Origin of the sequence: Streptomyces sp. KM273126 (genome assembly GCF_004337435.2) — a bacterium.
In the GTDB taxonomy this organism is placed as follows: domain Bacteria; phylum Actinomycetota; class Actinomycetes; order Streptomycetales; family Streptomycetaceae; genus Streptomyces; species Streptomyces acidicola.
This window is the reverse complement of record NZ_SJXB02000002.1, coordinates 1,896,679-1,915,984: the sequence shown is the minus strand read 5'-3', so window position 1 is coordinate 1,915,984 and position 19,306 is coordinate 1,896,679. Positions and strand designations below refer to the sequence as shown.

The window sequence follows — 19,306 nt, the reverse complement described above, 5'->3', positions numbered from 1 at the left end:
GGTCGGGGCGGCCCGCGCTCCGACCAAAATATTACTCACCAGTACGCACCTCTACGTTCCCCCAGTCCTTCCCCCTAAGCAAGCGCTTTGAACTGTGACCTTGACAACGCTGCGTAATCAGGCGGGCATCCGCGGGGAACGTCAGTCGCGCAGACCGTTGAAACGGCCCTGGTGATAGAGCAGCGGCCGGCCGGCGCCCGACGGATCACCGAGAACGACCTCGGCGAGGACGATGCGGTGGTCCGCCGCGGGGACCCGCGCCACCACGCGGCAGACGAGCCAGGCGAGCACGCCGTCCAGCACGGGAACGCCTTCCGCTCCGGTACGCCATTCGGTGGGTGCGCCGAAGCGGTCGGCGCCGCTGCGGGCGAAGGTGGCGGCCAGCTGCTGCTGATGCTCGCCGAGTATGTGCACCCCGACGTGGCCCGCCCGGGAGATCACGGGCCAGCTGGAGGCTCCGGTGCTGACGCCGAAAGAGAGCAGCGGGGGCTCGGCGGAGACCGAGGTGAGCGAGGTGGCGGTGAAGCCGACGGGTGTGTCGCCGTCCTGCGCCGTGATCACGGCGACTCCGGCCGCGTGTCGCCGGAAGACGGAGCGGAGCAGATCGGAGGAGGCGAGCCGATGGGTGCCGAGACTGGGGCCGGCGGTCATGGAGTTGTCCTTCTGCAGGAGGTGGCGTGATGATCCGTGGCTGCTCAACAGCCCGGACAGCGCGCGCTCGCTGTTCGGGCGAGGTCCACGTGGACGCGCTCGAAGAGAAGGAGTTCCGGGGGCATACGGCCAGGCTGACGATAGGTGACGCCTACAGTCAAGTGCGCCCTTACATCTGGGAGGCGGGACACCGTCGACGGCTCACACGGCCTCGCCGAGCGCCGCGATGACGTCCGCCGTGCGTGGCTGGCCAATGGCGCGCCGGACGATGTGGCCGTCCGCGTCGAGGACGAGCACGGTGGGGGTCTTGAGGATGTCGAGGCGCCGTACGAGGTCGAGGTGCTGCTCGGCGTCGATCTCCACGTGGGCGACCCCGGGCACCATCGCGGCGACCTCGGTGAGCACCCGCCGGGTGACCCGGCAGGGCGCGCAGAAGGCGCTGGAGAACTGGACGAGTGTGGCCCGTTCGCCGAGCCCCTCCCCCAGCTCCGCCGCGCCGAGCCGCTTGCCGCCGTCCCGCACACGCACCCCGCCTCTCCCGCTCCGCCGCCGTTGCGGCACTCCGTGGCCCCTCGCCGCGGTGAGCACCACGACGGACACCACCAGTCCGGCCATCGCCCGCTTCAGCGTTCACGGGACCGCGGAGATTCCCGACTCCGGGAAGCGTTTCCACTGCGGAAGGCTTGATTCACTCGCGGCGACCGGGGCGGCTCGCCACCGCCTTCCCAACGCGGTGTTCGGGTACTGTTTGCGGTGCGAAATATCCCTGTTCGTCCGATGAGTGACGGTACGTGCGAAGCGAAGGCGGGCAGGGCAGAAGCTGTTCGGTCGAGCGACGTGACGAGGATCTCGCCGTTCGCCGTCACCAGGGCTGGTTCCCCGCCGTTTCTTGGGGCACCATCTGCGAGATGCCGTAAACCTACGGCTGCGTAACTTCCCGCCGGGAGTCCCTTCCCTGGCAGAGAGAAGGGTCCACTCCGTCCCATGGCTGAGCTTGTCTACCGTCCCGCCATCGGCCTCGCCCGCACGCTGTTCAAGGCGTGGGACCTGAAGATCGACTGCAGAGGCTCGGAGAACATCCCGCGGTCGGGCGGTGCCGTGCTGGTGAGCAATCACATCAGCTATCTGGACTTCATCTTCGACGGCCTCGCCGCACTGCCGCAGAAGCGCCTGGTGCGCTTCATGGCGAAGGAGTCGGTCTTCCGGCACAAGATCTCCGGTCCTTTGATGCGCAACATGAAGCACATCCCCGTGGACCGCAACCAGGGCGAGGCGGCGTACGCGCACGCACTGGACTCGCTGAGGTCCGGCGAGGTCGTGGGCATCTTCCCCGAGGCCACCATCTCCCGCTCCTTCACCCTGAAGAGCTTCAAGTCGGGTGCCGCCCGCCTGGCCCAGGAGGCGGGCGTTCCCATCGTGCCGGTGGCGCTGTGGGGCACACAGCGGCTGTGGACCAAGGGGCACCCGCGCAACTTCAAGCGCAGCCACACCCCGATCACGATCCGCGTCGGCGAGGCGATCGAGGCCTCCAAGGACAAGTACGCGGGCGCCATCACCCGGCAGGTGCGGGAGCGCGTCCAGGAGCTGCTGGAGGCCGCCCAGCGCGCCTACCCCGTACGCCCCAAGGGCCCGGACGACACCTGGTGGATGCCCGCGCACCTGGGCGGTACGGCCCCGACGCCCGAAGAGGTCCGCGCGGCCGAGGCCCGCTGACGCCGCCAGGGGTTCCCTTGCGTCGGCGGGGAGCCGAGCCGGTCAGTTCGTGACCGCCGCGGCCGTGGCGGGCCCGCCACCGCGCACGGTCGTGTCACAGTGTTCGCGGCTCATGGACGGTGACACGCGCCCCGGCGCCGAATTTCTCCAGCAGTTCGGCGAGTTCCGCACCCGCCGCCTCCACGTCGGCTACCGGCATCGACGCCAGGCTCTCCAGCAGGAAGAGCGCCGAGGTGGTCTCCTCGGTGAGCCGCGTGCGCGGGCCCTGGCGCCAGTTCCAGCGACGGCAGGTCACGCCCGTCTCGTCGCGCCACACCACCTCCCCGGCGTCGGGGTGCTCGACGACCTCCTCGCCGCCGGCGACCGTCACGAAGTCCTCCTGCCCCGTGGCGCGGACGAGGCTCATCCCGCCCTGGATGTGGTCGAGGTCCTCCCCACCCACCGGGATCAGATGGGCCACGCTGATCGCGTTGTAGAGGTCGACCAGCAGGTTGATGCGGGGCAGGCCCGCCTCGGACAGCGCTCGCTTGGCCAGCGCCTCGGCCGAGTTGCGGGTGCGCGACGGCTTGGAGCCGAAGGCCGAGTACGCCTCGCGCCAGGCCGCCATGTGCGGGTCCTCGTGCGGGGCGCGACCGTCCAGACGTACGGCGAGCCGGCGGGCCGCGTCGTCGAGGAGCGCCGCGCTTTCCTCGGTGCTGGGCCCGTTCACGAGTCCGTACGCCTCGATCATCACATGCGTGAATCCGGGCGCGAGGGCGCGCACGTCGTCGGACACGGTCAGGGTGAGAGTCATCGCCTGCCTCACAGTGCGGTGGGGAGCGTCTTCCAGAGGTATGGCCGGTCGGGAGCGGCCTTGAGGACACTCAGTACCGCCGGATGCGGTTTAGCGTACAGGACCGGATAGTCCATCTCATTGGACTTCAGGTCGGGCACGAAGGCCAGCCGCTCACCCTTGAGGGAGAACTGCGCGTCCACCCCCGGCTTGTTGCCCCGCGGGTCCTGGCGGTGCCAGGCGCCGTTGAAGCGCACGGCGACCAGACCGTGCACCTCCTCGAACTTCTGGTAGCAGAGCGCGGTCGGGATGTCCTCGGCCCGCAACAGCGCGGCCAGCGCATGAGCCTTGGCGTAGCAGATACCCGTGCCCTGCTCCAGAACGTCGGAGGCCCGCCAGGTGACGCGGAGGTCCCCCGAGTCCTGCGAGTGCGGAATGGCATCCCGGACGAACTCGAAGGCGGATCGCGCATAGGAATACGAATCCTCCGCCCCGCGAGCAAGCCGTGCGGCCGCTTCACGCACGAGGGGGTGACGGTGATCAATAACGTCGTCAGCGGCCAGATATGCGGACAGGTCTGACGTTTCCTGGATCAGCTGCATACCCATAGAGCATAGAAAGACGATCACCCGAGTGTCAATGGATTTTCGGGTGACCGTATATCTATGCAAGCAGGGCTCGGCGTCCTGGAGCCCGGCGGCCTACCGGGCCATCTCCTCCTTGAGCGCCGCCACGAACCCGTCCACGTCCTCCTCGGTCGTGTCGAACGCGCACATCCAGCGGACGTCGCCGGCTGCCTCGTCCCAGAAGTAGAAGCGGTAGTGCTTCTGCAGCCGTTCGCTCACCTCATGCGGCAGGCGTGCGAAGACCGCGTTGGCCTGCACCGGGTGGAGGATCTCCACGCCGTGCACCGCGCGCACGCCCTCGGCGAGCCGCTGGGCCATCTCGTTGGCATGCCGGGCATTGCGCAGCCAGAGGTCCCTGGCGAGCAGTGCCTCCAGCTGCACCGAGACGAAGCGCATCTTCGAGGCGAGCTGCATGGACAGCTTGCGCAGGTGCTTCATGTGGCTGACGGCGTCCTGGTTGATCACCACGACCGCCTCACCGAACAGGGCGCCGTTCTTCGTCCCACCCAGGGAGAGGATGTCGACACCGACCGCGTTGGTGAACGTGCGCATGGGGACGTCCAGGGAGGCCGCCGCGTTGCCCAGCCGGGAGCCGTCCACGTGCACCAGCATGCCGCGTGCGTGGGCGTGCTCGCAGATCGCGCGGATCTCGTGGGGTGTGTAGACGGTGCCCAGTTCGGTGCTCTGGGCGATCGAGACGACCTGCGGCATCGCGCGGTGCTCGTCCTCCCAGCCGTACGCCTGCCGGTCGATCAGCTCGGGCGTGAGCTTGCCGTCGGGTGTCGGGACGGTGAGCAGCTTCAGCCCGCCGACCCGCTCGGGCGCCCCGCACTCGTCGACGTTGATGTGGGCGCTCTCCGCGCAGATCACCGCGCCCCACCGGTCGGTGACCGCCTGAAGCGCGACGACGTTGGCGCCCGTGCCGTTGAAGACCGGGAACACCTCGGCACTCGCGCCGAAGTGACTGCGGATCACCTGCTGGAGGTTCTCCGTGTACGCGTCCTCACCATAGGCGACCTGATGCCCGCCGTTGGCCAGGGCAAGGGCGGCGAGCACCTCGGGGTGGGCCCCCGCGTAGTTGTCACTGGCGAAGCCGCGGACCTCCGGGTCGTGGTGGCGCCGCGCGTCGGTCTTCGGAGGGTTCACGGCTTCTCGGTCAGCCACAGACGGTTTCCGTTCACTTCGGCGGCGGGCTTGTCCCAGATGCCGACGATGGCCTCGGCGAGGTCCTTGACGTCCGTGAAGCCCGCGAACTTCGCGTTGGGGCGGTCGGCGCGCATCGCGTCGTGCACCAACGCCTTCACGACCAGGATGGCAGCCGCGGAGGTCGGCCCCTCGGCCCCCTCCGCCTTCCCTGCCTTGCGGAAGTAGTCGGCCAGCGCCAGCGTCCACGCCTCCGCCGCGGCCTTGGCGGCGGCATAGGCGGCGTTACCCGCGGTGGGCTTGCTCGCGCCCGCGGCACTGATCAGGACGTACCGGCCGCGGTCACTGCGCTGCAGCGCCTCGTGGAAGGCGAGGGAGGTGTGCTGCACTGTGCGGACGAGCAGCAGCTCCAGCAGATCCCAGTCGTCGAGGCTGGTCCTGGTGAAGGTCTCGCTGCCGCGCCAGCCGCCGACGAGGTGGACGAGGCCGTCGACGCGACCGAAGTCCTTCTCGACATGTGCGGCCCAGTCGAGCGTGGACTGCCGGTCGAGCAGGTCGACCGTGTCACCGATGACGGTGGCGCCGCCGTACGCGTAACGCGCCGCGTCCACGGCCTCGGCCAGCCGCTCCGGGTCGTTGTCGGAGCCGATGACGACCGCTCCCGCGTCGGCGAGCCGCATCAGCGTGGCCCGGCCCGCGGGTCCGCCCGCGCCGGCCACCGCGATCACCGCACCGCTCAGTGCCCCGTTCCTGTTGGTCATCGTCGCCTCCTGAGCCGGCTGAGCGTTCTCGGTACGGGTGGCACTCATGCGGCGACCCGCTGGGTGCTCTCCCCGGTGATACCCCGGGTCGAGGCGATCACATGCTTCAGCTTCCTGGAAAGCGCCTCATAGAACATGCTCAGCGGAAACTCGTCCGGAAGCACGTCGTCGACGAGTCTCCGCGGGGGCTGGGTCAGGTCCAGGGCGTCCGGACCCTTGGCCCAGCGGGAGCCCGGATGCGGGGCGAGGTAGGTGGAGACCAGCTCGTACCCGGCGAACCAGTGCACGAGCTTGGGGCGGTCGATGCCGTCGCGGTACAGCTGCTCGATCTCGGCGCACAGCCCGTTGGTGACCTGGGGCGCGCGCTGCCAGTCGATGGAGAGCTTGTTGTCGGTCCAGCGGACGACGTCGTGCTTGTGCAGGTAGGCGAACAGGAGCTGACCGCCGAGGCCGTCGTAGTTGCGGACGCGCTCACCGGTGACGGGGAAGCGGAACATCCGGTCGAACAGCACCGCGTACTGCACGTCACGGCCCTGGGAGAAGCCGTCGGCCTCCAGCTTCACGGCCTCCCTGAAGGCGGTGAGATCGCAGCGCAGCTCCTCCAGGCCGTACATCCAGAACGGCTGCCGCTGCTTGATCATGAACGGGTCGAAGGGCAGGTCGCCGTGGCTGTGGGTGCGGTCGTGGACCATGTCCCACAGGACGAACGCCTGCTGGCAGCGCCCCTGGTCGGAGACCATCTCGCGGATGTCGTCGGGCAGTTCGAGCCCGAGGATGTCGACGGCGGCCTCCGTGACACGGCGGAAGCGGGCGGCCTCGCGGTCGCAGAAGATCCCGCCCCAGGAGAAACGTTCCGGCGCCTCGCGTACGGCGATGGTCTCCGGGAAGAGGACGGCCGAGTTGGTGTCGTAGCCGGCGGTGAAGCCCTCGAAGGTGATGCCGCAGAACAGCGGGTTGTCGTAGCGGGTGCGCTCCAGCTCGGCCAGCCAGTCCGGCCACACCATGCGCAGGACGACGGCCTCCAGGTTGCGGTCCGGGTTGCCGTTCTGCGTGTACATCGGGAAGACGACCAGGTGCTGAAGTCCGTCCTCGCGGTGGGCCGCGGGCTGGAAGGCCAGCAGCGAGTCGAGGAAGTCGGGCACGGCGAAGCCCTCGTCGGCCCAGCGGCGCAGGTCCTTCACGAGCGCCTGGTGGTAGGCGGCGTCGTGCGGCAGCAGCGGCGAGAGCTCCTCTACGGCGGCGACGACCCGGCGTACGGCCAGTTCGGCGTCCGAGCGGTCCGGGGCACCCTCGGCGCCGAAGTCGATGGAGCCGTCCTTGGCCTGCCATGGCCGGATCTGCTCCACGGCATCCTTGAGCACGGGCCAGGCAGAGTGATCCACCACCTTGACCACAGGAGGAACCTTCCCCTCCACGCCTGTCTGCACAAGAATTTCCGTCATCACCCATCCTCCACGGGAGAACCTCGCGTAAGGACACCGTATGCAGGGCCGGATCATTCATGCAAGACCAGCCATCAGGAAGTCATCCTGCACAAGACCGCATTCACCGGCAATTTTCCTGTCTGAATCGGATTCGGCAACGCCTTCTGCTCTACTCGCCCCCTCGGACGCACCCGTCGAGTGCAGTCGTGTGACGAGAGTCAAACGCTCGCCGGACTCGCCCACCTCGGAGTGACCGAATCTCCACGGTCACCGGCGGAACCTTCCTGCTCTCCGGCGTCGTACGCCACCACGAGCCCGTGCACGACCGGATGCATCGCACGTCCAGGCGACTACGCTGCGGCCTTGCCGCGTGGAGCGCTCCCTTCCGGCCACGCGGTCCGAGCCGCCGTCGACGGAAGCGAGTCAACCTTGAACTTCCTCACCATCGGTCATCGCGGAATCATGGGCGTCGAGCCCGAGAACACCCTCCGTTCCTTCGTCGCCGCGCAGCAGGCCGGCCTCGACCTCATCGAACTCGACCTCCACCTGAGCAAGGACGGAGCCCTCGTCGTCATGCACGACGCCGACGTGGACCGTACGACGGACGGCACCGGGGCCATCGCCGACAAGACCCTCGCCGAGCTGCGCGCCCTCGACGCCGGCCACGGTGAGCGCATCCCGACGTTCGAGGAGGTCCTGGACGCGGTGAAGGCCCCGCTCCAGGCCGAGATCAAGGATGTGGCGGCGGCGCGGGCGCTCGCGGAGGTGATGCACCACCGTGACCTGGTCTCGCGCGTGGAGGTGCTGTCCTTCCACGACGAGGCGCTCGCCGAGATCAGCCGCCTCGTCCCGGGTGTGCGGACCGCACTGGTGGCCAGCCGCTACGGCACGGACATCGTGGGGCGCGCCACCGCGGTCGGCGCGACCACGCTCGTCCTGAACATCCGGCGGATCACGCTGGAGGTCGTCGAACACGCCCGCAAGGCGGACCTGAGGATCATCGGCTGGGTAGTCAACACGCAGGACCACCTGCGGCTGGTGCGCGCGCTGGAGCTGGACGGCGCGACGACCGACTACCCGGAGATCAAGCGCACGGGCCGTTTCACGGCGTAACGGTCCCGGGGTTCGGCCCCGGCCGGCCCAGCTCCTTGACCAGGAGCTCGAACTGCAGATCGTCACGCTGTGGGATACCGAACCGCTCGTCGCCGTACGGGAAGGGGGTCATCCGTCCCGTACGGCGGTAGCCGCGCCGCTCGTACCAGGCGATGAGGTCGCCGCGCACGGAGATCACGGTCATGTGCATCTCCCGGGCGCCCCAGGTCTCGCGCACGGTCCGCTCGGCCTCCGCCATGATCACCTTGCCGAGCCCGGTGCCCTGGAGCTGCGGGCTGACGGCGAACATCCCGAAATAGGCGTGGTCACCGCGGTGTTCGAGCTGGCAGCAGGCCACGACGGTGCCCTCGCGCTCGACGGTGAGCAGACGGCTGTCGGGTGACTTGATGACGGCGAGCACGCCCTCCGGGTCGGTGCGCTGCCCCTGAAGGATGTCCGCCTCGGTGGTCCAGCCGGTCCGGCTGGAGTCCCCGCGGTACGCCGACTCGATCAGCGCGACGAGGGCGTCCACATCGGCGTCGGTCGCGTCGCGGAAGGTCAGGCCGGTGGCGGCGGTGTCCATGGGGCGGCTCCTGGGGCGGTCGTGGCGCGGCGCGGGCACCGTTGAGCGTATCCCTGCGCCCACTACGCTCCGCACGTATGGTCCACGTACTGAGCAGCCGCATCCTCCTGCGCCCCACCGACCCCGACCGCTCCCGCGCCTTCTACGGCGGGCAGCTGGGCCTTCCCGTCTACCGCGAGTTCGGCACGGGCCCCGAGCGCGGCACCGTGTACTTCCTCGGCGGCGGCTTCCTGGAGGTCGCGGGGCGGTCCGACACCCCGCCGTCACCCGCGCTGAAGCTGTGGCTCCAGGTCGCGGACGTGACGGGATCCTACGAGGAGCTCGGGGCTGCCGGGGTCGAGGTGCTCCGCCCGCCGGTGACGGAGCCCTGGGGGCTGGTCGAGATGTGGATCGCGGACCCGGACGGCACGGAGATCGTGCTTGTCGAGGTCCCCGCGGACCATCCACTGCGCTACCGGCCGGGGACCTGAGCGTCCGCCCCAGCAGGAACAGCGACTCGCCCAGCAGGCCGGCCAGTTCACGCTGCCGCCCGGTCTCGATCCCGGACCCCGTCGCGCTGTGCGCGGCCGCTGTGCGTGGCTCCACCCGCCTGCGATGCCCTCCCACACGCCCCCACGTACACCCTTGCGCTCGCGTGCGCACCGCGCGCTGCGGGCATGCCCTGACCGTTGTCCGACACCGTCGAGGGGGAGGTGCGCGGTGTACGGAGCGGTTCCTTCCGGCTGGCTGCTGGTCGCGCTGTGCGCGGCTGCCGGCGTCTACTGCCTGCTGCGGACGCGCAGCGTTGTCGAGGAGCAGCGCCGCACTGCGGGCGACGAGGCGTTCATGGCCTTCGGCATGGCCGCGATGGCCGTGCCGAAGGCAGTCCTGGCCCCGCCGCGCTGGGCCTGGCTGGCGTACGCGGCCGTGTTCGGCGTGGCAGCGCTGCGCGCGCTGTGGGCGGCCCGGACGAGCCCGCCCCATCTGCACCACTCGGTGGGCGTGCTGGCGATGGTCTACATGGCGGCGGCAATGGCCGCCGCACCCGCTGCCCATGGCGGGCACGGCCCTTCGGGGGTACCTCTGGTGACGGGTGCGCTCCTGCTGTACTTCACCGCGTACGTCCTGTGGGCCGGTATCCGGCTGATACCGGTGGCGGCTGTCGCGGGAGGCGCACGTTACGCGGGAACCATGGGCTGGAGCGACCGGCCCGAGGTGGCGCGGGCGTGTCGGCTGTCGATGGGCATCGCGATGCTCGCCATGCTGCTGGCGATGTGACCGAGCGCCCCAGGCAAGGTCGTCGCCCTTGGGGCGGTACGAAACGTGGTCTGCGTCACTTTGCTGCCCGTGGCCATGTCCCCATGGGCCGCGTCACTCATAGGCTTCGCCCATGATGGTCCCCGCAGCACTGATGCTGCTCGGCGCCCTGACCGCCGTCGTCGCCCCGCGGCTGCTCGCCCGGGCCGACTGGCCGGACCGTGAACCGGTGGTCGCCCTCTGGATGTGGCAGTGCGTGGTCGTCGCCGTGCTGCTGTGCTGCGCGCTGTCGATGACGCTGAGCGCGGCCGCCGCGTGGGCGGCCGTGCGGGGCCATGTGTTCGCACCGGCGCCGCACGAGGTCGTGGAGGCTTACGCGCTGAGCACGGGTAACCCGTGGGCCGCGACGACCGCCGTGGCGCTGGCGTGCGGTGGCCTGTGGACCGCGGCGATGCTGGTGCGCGAGGTCGTACGGGCGCGGCGGCGCCGTCGGCAGCGGCGGGCCGAACTCCTGGTGCGCGCCCCGCTGTTGCCGGGCGAGGAGCCCGGCACCGACCGTCTCGTCGTCCTGGAGGGCGAGCGCGCCGACGCCTGGTGGCTGCCGGGGACGGCACCCCAACTGGTCATCACCACGGCCGCGTTGCGGCGTCTGAAGGGGCGGCAGCTGGACGCCGTCCTCGCGCACGAGCAGGGGCACGCACGGGCGCGGCACGACTGGCTGCTGCACTGCTCGGCCGCGCTCGCGAACGGGTTTCCACAGGTGCCCGTGTTCGCCGCGTTCCGCGACGAGATGCACCGTCTGGTCGAGCTCGCCGCCGATGACATGGCCTCGCGCCGCTTCGGCCGCCTCACGATCGCCCTCGCCCTCGTCGGGCTCAACGAGGACCGGGGTGTCTTCGGCCCTTGTCCGACCCCGGAAGCCCATGTCCCGCAGCGCGTCAACCGGCTCCTCACTCCCCCCGACCGGCTCACCGCCGCCCGGCGGTTGCGTCTGACGGCGGCCGCGGCGCTGGTGCCCGTGGTCCCCCTGCTGGTGACCTTCGTGCCGGGGCTGCGGGCGCTCGGCTGAGCGGGCTTCGGGGAAGTGCCCGTGATTTCCGCGTGGTTGCAGGCGCTCACGGGATCCGGTCGGGCCAAGGACAACGAACCAACCGGACGGCATGGTTCCCTTCGCGTCACGTGATGGGGACCTCACGCTCCGGCGATCGCCTCAGACCCCTCTGGTCGGCGAGGATCACCTTATGCACCCCGTGTCCGTCGACTCACCCACCCGCTCACCCGGCCCCCGGACCGTCGTACGCACCGCCGGCGCCCTCGCCCTGCCCTCCGTGCTGCTCCTGCTGCTGGTGACCGCCTCCTGGCAGCCGCTCATGTCGCTCGACGGCGATATCGCGCGCACCACGCATCGCTGGGCGGTCGAAGAGCGGGGCGTCACCCAGGTGTTCCGCATCCTGACGGACTGGGTGTGGGACCCGCTCACGATGCGCGTCATCGCGGCGATCGCCGTCGTGTGGCTGGTGTGGAGACAGTCGGCCCGGATGCTCGCCCTCTGGGTGGCAGCGACCTGCGCCCTGGGCACCCTGCTGCAGCAGGGCATGAAGGCCGCGGTCGGCCGGGAGCGGCCCGTGTGGCCCGACCCCGTGGACTCGGCCAACTACGCGGCGTTCCCGTCGGGCCACGCCATGGTCGCCACGGTGGTGTGCGGACTGGTGCTGTGGCTGCTGCACCTGTACGGCGCCGGGCGCGTCCTGTGGCGGACGGCGGTCACCGTGGCCGTGGTCTCCGTCGTGGGGGTAGGTGTGAGCCGGATCTGGCTGGGCGTGCACTGGGCGTCGGACGTGCTGGGCGGCTGGCTGCTGGGGGCGCTGATGGTGGTGCTGGCGATGTGGTCGTACGAGAAGTGGCACGGCGCGTGGCGTTCTTGACCTTTTCGGGGCCCGGCACGAAGGATCCTCGTCATGACGATCAAAGCCGTGCTCTTCGACTTCTCGGGCACCCTCTTCCGTATCGAGTCCACCGAGTCCTGGCTGCGCGCGGTGCTGGCTGAGGCCGATGTCGCCCTGCCGGAGTCCGATGTGATCCGCACCGCCGAGGCCCTGGAGAGGGCGGGTGCGCTGGCGGGCGGGGCGTTCCCGGCGACAGCGCCGACGGGTGTGCTGGGCGACCTGTGGGCGATCCGGGACGAGAGCGCCGAGCACCACCGGGCCGCCTACACCGGTCTCTCCCGCCAGGTGTCCCTGCCGGATCCGGCGCTCCACGAGGCCCTGTACGACCGCCACATGGCGCCGGTCGCCTGGGACCCGTACCCGGACGCGGCCGAGGTCCTGACCGCGCTGCGCGAGCGCGGTGTGGCCGTCGGCGTGGTCAGCAACATCGGCTGGGACCTGCGGCCGGTGTTCCGGCACCACGGGCTCGACCCGCATGTGGGCACGTACGTGCTGTCGTACGAACACGGCATCCAGAAGCCCGATCCTCGACTGTTCGCCGTCGCGTGCGAGGCGTTGGGGGTGGCGCCCGAGGACACTCTGATGGTGGGCGATCAGCCTGCCGCCGACGGAGGTGCCGCGGCGCTGGGCTGTGCGGTGCACTTCGTTGACCATCTGCCGGCGGCGGAACGGCCGGACGGACTGCGGCCCGTGCTGGATCTGGTCGGCTGAGGAAGCGTCAGAGGTCACCGGGTGACATGCCGCAGACCGGTGGCTTTTCACACCCGTCCCGGACCATCCCCCGCGTGGCCCGGGACGGGCAGCTCAGGGTGCACCCACGCAGGGTGATCACCCGGAGGCGCTGAGTATAGTTGACTGACGGCCAGTCAACGCAGGAGTTACAGGATCTCCCCACACAACGCCTCGGTCAACGAAGAATCGTGACGGCGTTCCAGGAAACGGCCTCCGCGGGCACACCGGTCGTCCGGCCCCGCGGACGGGGCGGACGACCGGTGTGCGGATCAGACGGATGAGACCGATCGGGCAGATCAGGCAGATCAGTTGAAGTAGTCTGGCTGCGTCTGCACGTTGAGCTCACTCATGCGGACCCGCTCGGCCGCGTCGGTGCGCCGGTCGCTGAGCTTCAGGACGTCGAAGCCCTTCACCATGTCGTTCGAGTAGATGTAGCCGTTGTAGTAGTACGCCGACCAGGTGCCGCCGCCCACGAGGGTGTCGGTGCTGATCGGGCCGCGCTCGAAGTAGGCGATCTCCTTGGGCTTCGAGGAGTCGGTGAAGTCCCAGACGGAGACGCCGCCCTGGTACCAGGCCTGGACCATGATGTCCTTGCCCTTGACCGGGATCAGCGAGCCGTTGTGGGCGACGCAGTTCTCGGTGTCCGCCTGGTAGCGCGGGATCTTGTAGTAGCTGCGGAAGACGAGCTTGCGGTCGTCGCCCTTGCCGACGATGTCGTAGATGCCGTCCGCACCGCGGTTCGGTCCGATGGCCTCGTTGCAGGTGGCCGCGCCGCCGCCGCCCAACTCGTCGGTGAAGACCACCTTGTTGGCCTTCTGGTTGAAGGTCGCCGAGTGCCAGAACGCGAAGTTCACGTTGTCCTGGACCTGGTCGATGACCTTCGGGCGCTCCGGGTCCTTGATGTCGAGGAGGATGCCGTCACCCATGCAGGCGCCCGCCGCGAGGTCCTTGGAGGGCAGCACGGTGATGTCGTGGCAGCCGGTCGTCTTGGACACACCCGGGTTGGTGGGCCCGCCCGGGTTGCCGCCGCCGTCCGGCCCCTCACCGGGGAAGAGCACCGGGAAGTTCACCACGGCCGCCTTCTCGGGCGCGTTGCGCGGCACCTTGATGACGGAGATGCCGTCGTGCGGCGGCTGGCAATCGGGGAACGAGGCGCTCGGCGAGTACGAGGAGACGTAGATGTAGACGTTCTTGCGCTCGGGCACCAGCGAGTGGGTGTGCGAGCCGCAGGCGGTCTCGACGGCGGCGACGTACTTGGGGTTCTTCTTGTCGCTGATGTCGAAGACCTTCATGCCCTCCCACGAGGACTTCTCGGTCGCGGGCTGCGTGGTGCTGTTGCAGGAGCTGTCGCTGCGCGAGGAGTCCGTGGACAGGAACAGCAGGTTGCCGGAGACGGAGATGTCGTTCTGCGAGCCCGGGCACAGCACCTGGGACACCGTCTTCGGCGCCTTCGGGTTGCTGATGTCGAAGATACGGAAGCCGTCGTAGTTGCCGGCGAAGGCGTACCTGCCCTGGAAGGCCAGGTCCGAGTTGGTACCGGGCAGCAGGTCCTTGGGGACATTGGTGACGTGCTTCATGTTGTCGGAGTGGACGATCTCGTCCTTCCCCGGTATGTCACCGCTCTCGATCGCCGCCCTCGCCTCGGCGGCGTCGCTCTTGGAGACCTTCTCCGGGGCGGCGGGACTGTCCCCGGGGTCGGGAGTCGCGGCCGCCGGCCCGGCGGTGAGCAGTGCGGCCAGGAGCCCCACCGCGGTCGCGGCAACTCCGAGGCGTCTGCGGCGCGTTCGCAGGTCGTTCAACAGGGTCACTGTGTCCGTCCTCCCTCGTAGCCGTTCGCTGGTGAACGGTTCATGGACCCCCGCAGTATCGTCTGCATCATGCACAGATCAACAGATGGCAACACACTCGTAATGAATATTTTTGATCACTGATGCTCCGAAGCGTGCTAGACCGGTCACCAACACTCACGAGGTGTACGTCAGTTCCTGTGCTCCAGGAGGTCACTGTGCTCGTTCGTCGTACGTCCCGCGCGCCACTGATCCCGGCGTTGGCGGCGGCTGCCCTGCTCGCGCTCACGGGGTGCGACTCCGGGGCGGACTCGGGCGAGGACGCCGACTCCGCGAAGGCGACCGGGCCCGCGGTGATCGCCCCCGGCAAGCCGGGCGAGGCCGCCGAGACCCTTTCCGCCGAGGACGCCAAGAAGCGGCGCGCGGAGGACGACTCACCCAACGCGGCGGACTTCGCCTACGCGCAGATGATGATCAAGCACCACACCCAGGCCGTGGAGATGACCGCACTCGTGCCCAGCCGCGCCGAGTCGACCCAGGTCAAGCGCCTCGCCGCGCGCATCTCGGCCGCGCAACAGCCGGAGATCGACGCCATGAAGGGCTGGCTGAAGAACAACGGCGGCGAGAAGAAGGACACTTCGGGCGGGCACGAGCAGCACGAGGCGATGCCCGGAATGGCCACCGAGGCGCAGCTGGAGAAGCTGCGTGCGGCGAAGGGGAAGGCGTTCGACCAGCTCTTCCTGACGCTGATGACCACCCATCACGAGGGCGCCGTCACGATGGCCACGGACCTGAAGGCCGCGGGCAACAACATCCTGGTCGAGGAGATGGCCGACGACGTGATCGCGCAGCAGACCGCGGAGATGAGCCGGATGCGCGAGATGCTGTGACGGCCCCCGCACTCGACGGCGACCGACCGGATCGGATCCCCTGGCACCGCGTGTGACGACAGGGCCTAGCGCCGTGCGTGACGTGGTGTCAGGAAGCCCTCGTCCCGTGCTCCGGCGATCAGCTTGAGCGATCTGCGGCGGCTGTGACCGGTCGCACGCATCACCGCGAGGACCGGATCGATCCCCTGCTCCTGGGCGGCGCGGTACTCCTCGGCGACGCGCCGCCGCCCCTCGACGCCGTGCGGCCAGGCGGACCGGGCGCCGCACGCCTCGAAGAGCGGACCCTCGATCCAGTCCGCGAGCACGGTCAGGTCGTCCAGGGACAGCGACGGCTGGGCCCGTACCTCTTCGAGGAGGACGTGCCCTTCGGACACCACGGCGAGTACGTCGACACGGGCACCGTCGGGGAAGATCAGCTGAGCGTTGTACCAGGCCGTGGCTCCGTCGTGCTCCTGCACTTCCCACGCGGGCCACACGGAGACGACCCCATCCGGACGGTTCCGGCCAGAAAGGTGAATGAAGGATTCTGCCAGCACCCGCACAACGTAAGTGAATGATCACATCCGCTGCGCAGCACCACGCGCGCCCGTGCCCCTACGGCACCCCGTCAGCGCAGCGGGCGCCACCCCCTCGGGTGGTGTCCCGCTCGTGTCCCTCCCGTGTTGGACGGTGCGGTGCGATGCTGAAGGCATCAGCGATCTCCTCGTCTAAGGAGTCCCCCGTGCTGCGTGTCGCCGTCGTCGGCTCGGGTCCGAGCGGGGTCTACACCGCGCAGACCCTGGTGCAGCAGGATCCCTCGGTGCACGTCGACGTCCTGGACCGGCTGCCGTGCCCCTACGGCCTGGTGCGGTACGGGGTCGCGCCCGACCACGAGAAGATCAAGTCGCTGCAGAACAACCTGCGGACCGTGCTGGAGCACGAGCGGGTCCGTTTCCTGGGCGGCGTCGAGGTCGGTCCCGCCGGACTGCCGGTCGAGCGGCTGCGGGAGCTGTACCACGCGGTGGTGTACTGCGTGGGTGCCGCCACGGACCGGCGTCTCGGCATCCCGGGTGAGGACCTGTGGGGCAGCTGGTCGGCGACCGAGTTCGTGTCCTGGTACAGCGCCCACCCGGACTCTCGCACGGACGGGTTCGTGCTCGGTGCCCGGGCGGCCGTGGTGATCGGCGTCGGCAACGTCGCAGTGGACGTGACCCGGATGCTGGCCCGGGGCGCGACGGAGCTGAGCCCCACCGACATGCCGCAGGACGCCCTGGCCGCGCTCGCCGCCAGCGAGGTCACCCAGGTCCACATGGTGGGCCGGCGCGGCCCGTCGCAGGCTCGCTTCACCACCAAGGAACTGCGCGAGCTGGGCAGCATGCCGGACACCCGGGTGAGCGTGAATCCGTCGGAGCTGGAGCTCGATCCGGCGTATGTCGACCCGTCCGGTCTGCCCGCCCCCCAGCGCCGCAACGTGGAGGTGCTGCGTGGCTGGGCCTCCTCGCCCACCGGGGACGACCGGCACACGATCTCGCTGCGCTTCTTCCTCCGGCCCGTCGAGTTCCTCGCCGACGGCGACCGCGTGTGCGGGGTGCGCTTCGAGCGGACGGAGCCGGACGGGCGGGGCGGGGTGACGGGCACCGGCGAGTACGAGGAGATCGAGGCCCAGCTGGTGCTGCGGTCCGTGGGCTACCGCGGGGTGCCGCTCGACGGGCTGCCGTTCGACGCGGAGCGCGGCACGGTGCCGCATCTGGCCGGGCGGGTGCTGCGCCAGGGTGTGGTGGCGCCGGGCGAGTACGTGGCCGGATGGATCAAGCGGGGCCCGACCGGGGTGATCGGCACCAACCGGCCGTGCGCCAAGGAGACGGTGACCTCGCTGCTGGAGGACGCCCCCGTCCTCGCACGGCGGAAGGTGTCCGACGATCCGCTCGCCGTGCTGCGGTCGGCGGGGATCACGCCCGTGGAATGGTCCGGGTGGCAGGCGATCGAGCGGGCCGAGGCGGAGCTCGGGGCCTCGCTCGGGCGCGGTGTGGTGAAGCTGCCGGACTGGAAGTCGCTGCTGTCGGCGGCGCGCAGCGGGAGCGCATGACAGGGGTGCCCGCGGGGCAGGCCGTACCAGGGTCGCCCGTGCTTCGGTGGCCATGACACCCATCGGCAACACCGCCGAAATCAACAAACGGTGCAAGCCCGTTACGGTCTCGTGCTGTTCAAGCCGTCTCCGCATTGTCATGCCCCTGATTGGCCCGCTCGCCTCTGGAGTACCCATGGCCACGCCCGCACCCGTGCACCCCGTGGACGAAGTCCCGCCCATACGCCAGTTGGCCGCCTTCGGCCTGCAGCATGTGCTCGCGATGTACGCGGGCGCCGTGGCGGTCCCGCTCATCGTCGGCGGAGCCATGGGGCTACCGCCCGCCGACCTGGCATACCTGATCACCGCGGACCTGCTGGTGTGCGGGATCGCGACGCTCATCCAGTGCGTGGGCGTGTGGCGGTTCGGGGTGCGGTTGCCGATCATGCAGGGCTGCACGTTCGCGGCCGTGTCGCCGATGGTGCTCATCGGGACGGAGGGCGGCGGACTGCCCGCGATCTACGGCTCGGTGATCGTGGCCGGACTCGCGATCATGCTGCTGGCACCCGTCTTCGGCAGGCTGCTGCGCTTCTTCCCCCCGCTCGTCACGGGCACGGTCATCCTCATCATCGGCGTCTCCCTGCTGCCCGTCGCGGGCAACTGGGCCGCCGGCGGGGTGGGCGCGGAGGACTTCGGGGAGCCGGAGAACCTGGCGCTCGCCGCCTTCGTACTCCTCGTGGTGCTGGGCGTGCAGCGGTTCGCGCCCGTGTTCCTGAGCCGGATCGCGGTACTGGTCGGCATCGGCGTGGGGCTCGCGGTCGCGGTGCCGTTCGGGTTCACGGACTTCAGCGGGGTCGGGGACGCCGACTGGCTGGGCATCAGCACACCGTTCCACTTCGGCGCGCCCACATTCCATGTCTCGGCGATCCTGTCGATGCTGGTCGTGGCCCTGGTGACGATGACCGAGACGACGGGTGACCTGATAGCCGTCGGCGAGATGACCGACCGGAAGATCGAGCCGCGTTCGCTCGCCGACGGTCTGCGGGCCGACGGCTTCTCGACCGTCCTCGGGGGTGTGTTCAACACCTTCCCGTACACGGCGTACGCCCAGAACGTGGGCCTCGTCAGCATGACCCGTATACGCAGTCGCTGGGTCGTCGCCACCGCGGGCGGCATCCTCGTGCTGCTCGGCCTGCTGCCCAAGCTGGGCGCGGTGGTCGCGGCGATCCCGGCGCCGGTGCTCGGCGGTGCGGGCCTGGTGATGTTCGGCACGGTCGCCGCGAGCGGACTGCGCACGCTGGCCCGGGTCGACTTCCGGGGCAACAACAACCTGACGGTCGTGGCGGTCTCGGTGGCCGTGGGCATGCTGCCGGTCGGGGTGCCGACGGTCTACGACAAGTTCCCGGAGTGGTTCCAGACGGTGATGGACAGCGGGATCAGCGCGGGCTGCCTGACGGCGATCGTGCTGAACCTGCTCTTCAACCACCTGCCCGCGAGGTCCGGTTCAGCCACCGAGGCGGGCGGCCTGGCGAGCGGCGGCGGCGAGAAGGCTGTCGAGGAGCCCCGGGAAGAGGTCGTCTAGGTCGTCGTCGCGCAGGCCGTTCATCTTGGCCGTGCCCCGGTAGGTCTGCCGGATCACCCCGCTCTCGCGCAGCACCCGGAAGTGGTGCGTGGTCGTGGACTTGGTGACCGGCAGGTCGAAGTCCGAGCAGGTCAGTTCGCCGCCGTCGGCGGCGAGCTCTCGCACGATCCGCAGACGCATCGGGTCGGAGAGCGCGTGCAGGACGCCCTCCAGCCGGATCTCGTCGCTCGCCGGGTGCGGGAGGGCGCGGCCTGCGGCGGCAGGGGCGGCGGGGGTCACGGCGGCTCCAGTTCGTTCGCGAGACCTCCATTGTACGAGAGGCAT

General features: G+C 69.8%; 21 protein-coding genes. 10 read left to right on the top strand and 11 right to left on the bottom strand.

The genetic code is table 11. The annotated features are described in order from the left end of the window. Positions 1–141: 141 nt before the first annotated feature. Entirely contained in the window at positions 142–651 is a 510-nt protein-coding gene (locus E0500_RS39120) for a flavin reductase family protein (RefSeq protein WP_131563946.1), read from the bottom strand. A gap of 201 nt (positions 652–852) precedes the next feature. After that, complete coding sequence (locus E0500_RS39115; protein WP_131563945.1) at positions 853–1,266, bottom strand: thioredoxin family protein; 414 nt, start codon at positions 1,264–1,266, stop codon at positions 853–855. A 369-nt stretch (positions 1,267–1,635) separates the two neighbouring features. On the opposite strand from E0500_RS39115, the gene E0500_RS39110 reads away from it, so the two are divergent. Beyond that, positions 1,636–2,364: a 1-acyl-sn-glycerol-3-phosphate acyltransferase gene (locus E0500_RS39110; RefSeq protein ID WP_131563944.1), complete on the top strand. Its 729-nt coding sequence runs from the start codon at positions 1,636–1,638 to the stop codon at positions 2,362–2,364. A 94-nt stretch (positions 2,365–2,458) separates the two neighbouring features. Here E0500_RS39110 and E0500_RS39105 read toward each other — a convergent pair whose 3' ends face one another. The 5 genes from E0500_RS39105 to E0500_RS39085 all read right to left on the bottom strand — a co-directional run bounded on the left by E0500_RS39105 (position 2,459) and on the right by E0500_RS39085 (position 7,108). Continuing rightward, positions 2,459–3,157, bottom strand: coding sequence for a B3/4 domain-containing protein (locus E0500_RS39105; protein ID WP_131563943.1), 699 nt, complete (start codon positions 3,155–3,157; stop codon positions 2,459–2,461). Positions 3,158–3,165: 8 nt separating this feature from the next. Then, positions 3,166–3,738: a transglutaminase domain-containing protein gene (locus E0500_RS39100; RefSeq protein ID WP_131563942.1), complete on the bottom strand. Its 573-nt coding sequence runs from the start codon at positions 3,736–3,738 to the stop codon at positions 3,166–3,168. A gap of 99 nt (positions 3,739–3,837) precedes the next feature. Next, positions 3,838–4,908: a low specificity L-threonine aldolase gene (locus tag E0500_RS39095; RefSeq protein WP_131563941.1), complete on the bottom strand. Its 1,071-nt coding sequence runs from the start codon at positions 4,906–4,908 to the stop codon at positions 3,838–3,840. Then, entirely contained in the window at positions 4,905–5,666 is a 762-nt protein-coding gene (locus E0500_RS39090) for an SDR family NAD(P)-dependent oxidoreductase (protein WP_131563940.1), read from the bottom strand. Before E0500_RS39090 ends, E0500_RS39095 begins: the two co-directional genes overlap by 4 nt. 44 nt (positions 5,667–5,710) lie before the next feature. After that, entirely contained in the window at positions 5,711–7,108 is a 1,398-nt protein-coding gene (locus E0500_RS39085; protein ID WP_131563939.1) for a DUF6421 family protein, read from the bottom strand. Between the two features lie 411 nt (positions 7,109–7,519). Between E0500_RS39085 and E0500_RS39080 the strand changes: the two genes are divergently transcribed. Continuing rightward, entirely contained in the window at positions 7,520–8,203 is a 684-nt protein-coding gene (locus E0500_RS39080) for a glycerophosphodiester phosphodiesterase family protein (RefSeq protein ID WP_131563938.1), read from the top strand. Here E0500_RS39080 and E0500_RS39075 read toward each other — a convergent pair. Next, on the bottom strand, positions 8,193–8,765 hold the full coding sequence (locus E0500_RS39075; RefSeq protein WP_131563937.1) for a GNAT family N-acetyltransferase: 573 nt from the start codon (positions 8,763–8,765) through the stop codon (positions 8,193–8,195). The two genes, E0500_RS39080 and E0500_RS39075, sit on opposite strands and share 11 nt — an antisense overlap. Positions 8,766–8,842: 77 nt before the next feature. Between E0500_RS39075 and E0500_RS39070 the strand changes: the two genes are divergently transcribed. The 5 genes from E0500_RS39070 to E0500_RS39050 all read left to right on the top strand — a co-directional run bounded on the left by E0500_RS39070 (position 8,843) and on the right by E0500_RS39050 (position 12,658). After that, positions 8,843–9,235, top strand: coding sequence for a VOC family protein (locus E0500_RS39070; protein ID WP_131563936.1), 393 nt, complete (start codon positions 8,843–8,845; stop codon positions 9,233–9,235). A gap of 229 nt (positions 9,236–9,464) precedes the next feature. After that, positions 9,465–10,022: a DUF5134 domain-containing protein gene (locus tag E0500_RS39065; protein ID WP_131563935.1), complete on the top strand. Its 558-nt coding sequence runs from the start codon at positions 9,465–9,467 to the stop codon at positions 10,020–10,022. 112 nt (positions 10,023–10,134) lie between these two features. Further along, complete coding sequence (locus E0500_RS39060; RefSeq protein ID WP_131563934.1) at positions 10,135–11,070, top strand: M56 family metallopeptidase; 936 nt, start codon at positions 10,135–10,137, stop codon at positions 11,068–11,070. A gap of 172 nt (positions 11,071–11,242) precedes the next feature. Next, entirely contained in the window at positions 11,243–11,926 is a 684-nt protein-coding gene (locus tag E0500_RS39055) for a phosphatase PAP2 family protein (RefSeq protein ID WP_131563933.1), read from the top strand. 33 nt (positions 11,927–11,959) lie between these two features. Then, positions 11,960–12,658 carry an HAD family hydrolase gene (locus E0500_RS39050; RefSeq protein WP_131563932.1) on the top strand — a complete coding sequence of 233 codons (699 nt, stop codon included), beginning with the start codon at positions 11,960–11,962 and terminating at the stop codon, positions 12,656–12,658. Positions 12,659–12,984: 326 nt separating this feature from the next. On the opposite strand, the gene E0500_RS39045 is transcribed toward E0500_RS39050, so the two are convergent. Next, positions 12,985–14,487: an LVIVD repeat-containing protein gene (locus E0500_RS39045; RefSeq protein ID WP_131563931.1), complete on the bottom strand. Its 1,503-nt coding sequence runs from the start codon at positions 14,485–14,487 to the stop codon at positions 12,985–12,987. A gap of 197 nt (positions 14,488–14,684) precedes the next feature. Here E0500_RS39045 and E0500_RS39040 point away from each other — a divergent pair, with 197 nt between their 5' ends. Further along, entirely contained in the window at positions 14,685–15,356 is a 672-nt protein-coding gene (locus E0500_RS39040) for a DUF305 domain-containing protein (protein ID WP_309505295.1), read from the top strand. 65 nt (positions 15,357–15,421) lie between these two features. Here the strand turns inward: E0500_RS39040 and E0500_RS39035 are convergent, their stop codons facing one another. Continuing rightward, the gene (locus E0500_RS39035) at positions 15,422–15,892 is read right to left on the bottom strand and encodes a DUF6214 family protein (RefSeq protein ID WP_131563929.1); all 471 of its coding nucleotides are present in this window, start codon (positions 15,890–15,892) and stop codon (positions 15,422–15,424) included. Positions 15,893–16,077: 185 nt separating this feature from the next. On the opposite strand from E0500_RS39035, the gene E0500_RS39030 reads away from it, so the two are divergent. Together E0500_RS39030 and E0500_RS39025 are read left to right on the top strand one after the other, a co-directional pair. Beyond that, positions 16,078–17,421 carry an FAD-dependent oxidoreductase gene (locus E0500_RS39030; RefSeq protein WP_131563928.1) on the top strand — a complete coding sequence of 448 codons (1,344 nt, stop codon included), beginning with the start codon at positions 16,078–16,080 and terminating at the stop codon, positions 17,419–17,421. 175 nt (positions 17,422–17,596) lie between these two features. Next, complete coding sequence (locus tag E0500_RS39025) at positions 17,597–18,982, top strand: nucleobase:cation symporter-2 family protein (protein WP_131563927.1); 1,386 nt, start codon at positions 17,597–17,599, stop codon at positions 18,980–18,982. Here the strand turns inward: E0500_RS39025 and E0500_RS39020 are convergent. Then, complete coding sequence (locus tag E0500_RS39020; protein ID WP_309505294.1) at positions 18,905–19,261, bottom strand: helix-turn-helix domain-containing protein; 357 nt, start codon at positions 19,259–19,261, stop codon at positions 18,905–18,907. The genes E0500_RS39025 and E0500_RS39020 overlap by 78 nt on opposite strands. Positions 19,262–19,306 lie beyond the last annotated feature (45 nt).

Bases quoted from the DNA above. Each gene is read 5' to 3' on its own strand.
- E0500_RS39100 (WP_131563942.1), bottom strand. From the start codon at position 3,738: ATGCAGCTGATCCAGGAAACGTCAGACCTGTCCGCATATCTGGCCGCT.
- E0500_RS39075 (WP_131563937.1), bottom strand. From the start codon at position 8,765: ATGGACACCGCCGCCACCGGCCTGACCTTCCGCGACGCGACCGACGCC.
- E0500_RS39050 (WP_131563932.1), top strand. From the start codon at position 11,960: ATGACGATCAAAGCCGTGCTCTTCGACTTCTCGGGCACCCTCTTCCGT.
- E0500_RS39060 (WP_131563934.1), top strand. From the start codon at position 10,135: ATGATGGTCCCCGCAGCACTGATGCTGCTCGGCGCCCTGACCGCCGTC.
- E0500_RS39110 (WP_131563944.1), top strand. From the start codon at position 1,636: ATGGCTGAGCTTGTCTACCGTCCCGCCATCGGCCTCGCCCGCACGCTG.
- E0500_RS39085 (WP_131563939.1), bottom strand. From the start codon at position 7,108: ATGACGGAAATTCTTGTGCAGACAGGCGTGGAGGGGAAGGTTCCTCCT.
- E0500_RS39070 (WP_131563936.1), top strand. From the start codon at position 8,843: ATGGTCCACGTACTGAGCAGCCGCATCCTCCTGCGCCCCACCGACCCC.
- E0500_RS39025 (WP_131563927.1), top strand. From the start codon at position 17,597: ATGGCCACGCCCGCACCCGTGCACCCCGTGGACGAAGTCCCGCCCATA.
- E0500_RS39090 (WP_131563940.1), bottom strand. From the start codon at position 5,666: ATGACCAACAGGAACGGGGCACTGAGCGGTGCGGTGATCGCGGTGGCC.
- E0500_RS39115 (WP_131563945.1), bottom strand. From the start codon at position 1,266: ATGGCCGGACTGGTGGTGTCCGTCGTGGTGCTCACCGCGGCGAGGGGC.
- E0500_RS39120 (WP_131563946.1), bottom strand. From the start codon at position 651: ATGACCGCCGGCCCCAGTCTCGGCACCCATCGGCTCGCCTCCTCCGAT.
- E0500_RS39055 (WP_131563933.1), top strand. From the start codon at position 11,243: ATGCACCCCGTGTCCGTCGACTCACCCACCCGCTCACCCGGCCCCCGG.
- E0500_RS39105 (WP_131563943.1), bottom strand. From the start codon at position 3,157: ATGACTCTCACCCTGACCGTGTCCGACGACGTGCGCGCCCTCGCGCCC.